Source organism: Pedobacter sp. (genome assembly GCF_035566355.1).
In the GTDB taxonomy this organism is placed as follows: domain Bacteria; phylum Bacteroidota; class Bacteroidia; order Sphingobacteriales; family Sphingobacteriaceae; genus Pedobacter.
The window spans coordinates 1-4,724 of record NZ_DATMRL010000316.1; the positions used below are offsets into that span (position 1 = coordinate 1).

The following is a 4,724-nucleotide window of genomic DNA, read 5'->3' on the forward strand; positions in this document are numbered from 1 at the left end:
CTTCTAGTTGTGCGGGATCTGACGTTACGACAAAGTGATGCGCACCAAGGGCTTTGGCTGCCTCCTCTTTGGATGGGGAAGTACTGAGTACGGTAACTTCGGCACCAAATGCAAGCCCAAATTTAACGCCCATATGTCCTAAACCACCCAGGCCTAAAACTGCCAGTTTGTGGCCTTTCCCAACTTTCCAGTGACGCAGTGGAGAATAGGTGGTAATTCCTGCGCACAGCAATGGTGCAGTAGCGGCCAGGGATAATTTTTCTGAAACCTGTAATACAAATTCTTCGCGAACGACGATAGAATTGGAATAACCACCATAAGTAGGTACACCAGATCTGTCTTTGTTGTTATAGGTTTGGGTACTGCCTTCCAGACAGTATTGTTCCAGTCCGTCCTTACAGTTTTCGCAAACCTGGCAGGAATCCACCATACAGCCCACACCTGCAAGCGCACCTTCTTTGAATTTTTTAACGTGATCACCTACTTTAACGATCCGGCCAACGATTTCATGGCCAGGTACCATTGGAAACAGGCCTGGAAACCAATCATTCTTAATCTGATGGAGATCTGAGTGGCAAACACCACAGTATAATATTTCAATCTGGACATCATGAGGTCCTACATCCCGGCGTTCAAAATTCCAGGGTGCTAAATCTGTTTGTGCATCTTGTGCAGCATATCCTTTTGCTTGTATCATGGTTAAGATCTTTGTTATTGTACCTAACAAATGTAAAGCTTGCAAGTTAATTGGCAGTTAAAACATTCAAAGGAATACTTGCAAATTTCAAACAATTATAGGGAATCTTCAATAATCGTATCGGCGAAAATTTTTTGTTTAAAAATTAGACTATTCCCTGTCTGCGGCAAAATGAATAAACTGAATAAAAGCAGTGCCTGATGTTTAAAATAGCCATTTTAACCCCACAAGACCGCTTTTATAGTTTTTTGACCTGATTTATGTAAACCCTTGCCAAGGCTGGCTTTTTCTGTCTTTAGGCATTCTACATTATATTCGCTTAGCGTTTGGCCAACCTGGGCGTTAACCTGAAAAGCCTTTAAAAGAGTAAGGAACTTAAATTTTTAAAAATCCCTATTATGAAAAATTTAGAATTAAAAAATCTTGGTGTTCAGGAAATGAACGCAGCTGAAATGACAAAAGTTAATGGTGGCGGTCTTTTAGGCGGTATCCTTGATGGTCTTTTAAGTTCTGTTGCTGGAACAGTAAATGCTGTTACTGCTGACTTATCTACATTCCTGAACAAAACATTAGTTAATGTTGCAAAATTTGTTTGGGGTTTGTAAGAACAACCGAATGATGACCCTTGTTCCGAACCAGGAGCAAGGGTTATTTTAATATACGACTATGGCGCTATCTTCACACTCTGCGGAAACAATATCCTCCACTTCCATTGTCTACCGTTCGCAGATCAGCAGGTCCAGCCAACTTATTTATCAGGTTACCGTTCTGGTTGTCCTGGGAACTTTTGCGGCATTGCCCTTTATTAAAACTCCAATCAGTGTAAAAGGCAATGGTGTATTACAATCCTCTCTGGAAAAAACAGAACTTCTGATCCCTGTTAACGGGCGGCTGATCCAATACAGACTGGCAGACAATAAAAAGCTCAACCAAGGGGATACACTCCTGGTCATTGATGCGGGTTTGCCAAAACAGCAAACTGTACTGGTGCAAAACAGGGCCGGGCAACTCCATCAGTTTATACAGGATATCAACATCCTGCTGAACTACAAAAAACAAAGTAAATTCAATCCCCCAAGCTTGCAGACCGGGCAATACAGTGCCTCCTGGCAGCAATTTGCACAGGAACTGGAAAATGCAGATGTTACCAAAAGACAAGCAGAAAGTACTTTTGCCCGCTACAATAAGCTTTACCAGAATAAAGTGCTCACGGTAGCTGAATATGAAAAATATAAGTTCGAAATGGAACAGGCAGAATCTGCCTATCTCATGGTCCGCACAAAATACAGAACACAGTGGCAAACGGAAGCCAACGGTTTTAGAAACGAACTTCGTCAGTTGTCTGGTCAGGAAGCGGAGCTGAGCGAGCAGAAAAAACAGTATGTACTTCGGGCGCCGGTAACCGGATCTGTGCAAAACCTGCAGGGCTTGCAGAACGGAGCTTATGTGTTTGCCAATCAAAAGATTGGAGAAGTATCGCCTGATGCGAGTGTAATGGCTTACTGTTATATCAAACCTTCAGATATTGGATTGATCAAAAAAGGACAGGAAGTAAGGTTTCAGATTGATGCTTACAATTATAATCAATGGGGTTCTGCGGCGGGAAAGGTGGTAGATATTTCTGATGATATTGTGATTCTTAACGGGAATCAGTCGGTATTTAAAGTAAAGTGTATCCTGGACCAGGATCATCTGACCTTAAAAAACGGGTATAAAGGATTTTTAAAAAAAGGAATGAATTTTACGGCGAGGTTTACTGTAACCAGCCGTAGTCTGTATCAGTTGCTGTATGATAAGGTAGATGATTGGGTAAACCCCAATGTAAACGGAAGGAAATAAGGCTATGAGCATCAAAGTAAAACAAAGGGACATTACAGATTGCGGTGCAGCCTGCCTGGCATCCATCGCGTCCTATTATAAATTGGACCTTCCTGTAGCCAGGATCAGGCAATTTGCCGGAACGGACAAAAAAGGAACTAATGTTTTGGGAATGGTAGAGGCGGCTCAAAAGTTAGGCTTTGAAGCTAAAGGAGTGAAAGGTTCTTTCGACAGCCTGTTTAAAATTCCAAAACCAGCGGTAGCGCATCTTATCGTCAAAGAAATCCTGGAACATTATGTGGTGATCTATAAAGTCACTAATAAAGTGGTCGAAGTCATGGATCCTATCGACGGACAGATGTACAGTAAAAGCCATGAAGAGTTTAAAAAAGAATGGACGGGAGCTTTGGTGCTGTTGCTGCCTTCGGATGACTTTGAAACCGGCAATGAAAAAGTTTCGGTATACGGGCGCTTCTGGAATTTGATCCGTCCGCATAAAGCAATTTTGATTCAAGCCTTGTTTGGTGCCGTTGTCTATACCGTTTTAGGACTTTCAACCTCTGTTTTTGTACAGAAACTGGTCGATTTTGTGATGGTAGACGGGAACCGGAACCTGCTGAACCTGATGAGTATGGCCATGGTGATCATCCTGGTGATCCAGCTTTTTATCGGAACGGCAAAAACCGTGTTTACCCTTAAGACCGGGCAGATGATCGACGCCAAGCTTATTCTGGGCTATTATAAGCACCTGCTAAGGCTTCCGCAACAGTTCTTTGATACCATGCGCGTGGGGGAGATCATTTCCAGGATCAATGATGCGGTAAAGATCAGGACCTTTTTAAACGATGTAAGCATCAATTTCCTGGTGAATATATTCATTGTGTTTTTCTCCTTTGCCATGATGTTTACTTATTACTGGAAGCTGGCCCTGCTTATGCTTGCGGTGATCCCCTTATACCTGCTCATTTACTATGTGACAGATAAACTCAACAAGAAAGCGCAAAGGAAACTGATGGAAGATTCTGCTGAACTGGAATCTCAGCTGGTGGAAAGTCTGAATGCAGTGGGAACAATAAAAAGGTTTGGCCTGGAGTCTTTTGCCAATGAGAAAACAGAAACCCATTTTATCAAATTGCTGAAGGATGGATTTAAATCAAATATGAATTCTGTTTTTGCGGGGACCTCTTCTGAGCTTACATCGCGTTTGCTCACGATCATATTGCTTTGGGTAGGCGCAGGTTATGTCATTGACAGTACCATTACACCCGGAGAATTATTGTCCTTTTATACCTTGATCGGTTATTTTACAGGGCCTGTTTCTTCGTTGATCGGCATGAATAAAACGGTGCAGGATGCGGTGATTGCTGCAGACCGGCTTTTTGAAATTATGGATCTGGAACTGGAAAAAGAAGAAAACCAGATTGAACTGACCCCGGATAAAATAGGGGATATACATTTTGAGCATGTTTCCTTTCGTTATGGTACCAGGGTTGCTGTTTTTGAAGATCTGAATTTAAAAATTCCAAAAGGGAGGTTTACGGCCATTATAGGGGAGAGTGGATCGGGAAAATCAACATTGATGTCCTTGCTGCAGAATATTTACCCGATACAGAGCGGAAACATCCGGATCGGGAAATATGATCTGAAATACATCAATAATTCCTCGCTCCGTCGCCTGGTGTCTGTGGTGCCGCAGCAGATTGACCTGTTTGCCGGTAATGTGATAGATAATATCGCAATTGGCGATTATGAGCCCGACATGCAGAAGATTATAGATATTTCTACACAACTTGGGCTTATTGGATTTATAGAATCGCTGCCCAGGGGATTTCAGACCTACCTTGGAGAAAACGGAGCTTCCTTATCCGGAGGCCAGAGACAGCGTATTGCTATTGCAAGAGCTTTATACCGTGATCCGGAAGTGCTTATCCTCGATGAAGCGACTTCTTCCCTGGACTCTGCATCAGAAAAATATGTACAGAGAATGATTGATATTTTAAAGGCAAGGCACAAGACGGTTATTGTAATTGCACATCGCCTGAGTACGCTGAACAATGCAGATAAGATCATCGTGCTGGATAAAGGTGTGGTTATTGAGCAAGGAAATCACCAGGAATTGAGGCATAAACCTAATTCTCACTACGGACATTTGTGGAAACTTCAAATGCCGGAGGAAGTGTAACTGAAGCAATAGAAGAAATAGAGATTG

The 4,724-nt window shown here is 42.5% G+C and carries 4 protein-coding genes; 3 read left to right on the forward strand and 1 reads right to left on the reverse strand.

Annotation, left to right across the window (positions count from 1 at the left end; translation table 11 throughout):
* Positions 1–697 (reverse strand): NAD(P)-dependent alcohol dehydrogenase (locus VNZ46_RS12305; RefSeq protein WP_325560430.1); only part of this gene is annotated, 697 nt, incomplete at its 3' end.
* A 398-nt stretch (positions 698–1,095) separates the two neighbouring features.
* Here VNZ46_RS12305 and VNZ46_RS12310 point away from each other — a divergent pair.
* The 3 genes from VNZ46_RS12310 (at position 1,096) to VNZ46_RS12320 (ending at position 4,697) form a co-directional block, all read left to right on the forward strand.
* A complete protein-coding gene (locus VNZ46_RS12310; RefSeq protein ID WP_325560431.1) occupies positions 1,096–1,302 on the forward strand; it encodes a hypothetical protein in 207 nt (68 codons plus the stop codon).
* A gap of 61 nt (positions 1,303–1,363) precedes the next feature.
* Positions 1,364–2,536, forward strand: a complete 1,173-nt coding sequence (locus tag VNZ46_RS12315; RefSeq protein ID WP_325560432.1) for an HlyD family secretion protein — start codon at positions 1,364–1,366, stop codon at positions 2,534–2,536.
* A 4-nt stretch (positions 2,537–2,540) separates the two neighbouring features.
* Positions 2,541–4,697 (forward strand): peptidase domain-containing ABC transporter, encoded by a 2,157-nt coding sequence (locus tag VNZ46_RS12320; RefSeq protein WP_325560433.1) that lies wholly within the window; start codon positions 2,541–2,543, stop codon positions 4,695–4,697.
* The last annotated feature ends 27 nt before the right edge of the window (positions 4,698–4,724 follow it).

Excerpts from the sequence above, each read along its gene's own strand:
- VNZ46_RS12310 (WP_325560431.1), top strand. The coding sequence starts at position 1,096 with ATGAAAAATTTAGAATTAAAAAATCTTGGTGTTCAGGAAATGAACGCA.
- VNZ46_RS12320 (WP_325560433.1), top strand. The coding sequence starts at position 2,541 with ATGAGCATCAAAGTAAAACAAAGGGACATTACAGATTGCGGTGCAGCC.
- VNZ46_RS12315 (WP_325560432.1), top strand. The coding sequence starts at position 1,364 with ATGGCGCTATCTTCACACTCTGCGGAAACAATATCCTCCACTTCCATT.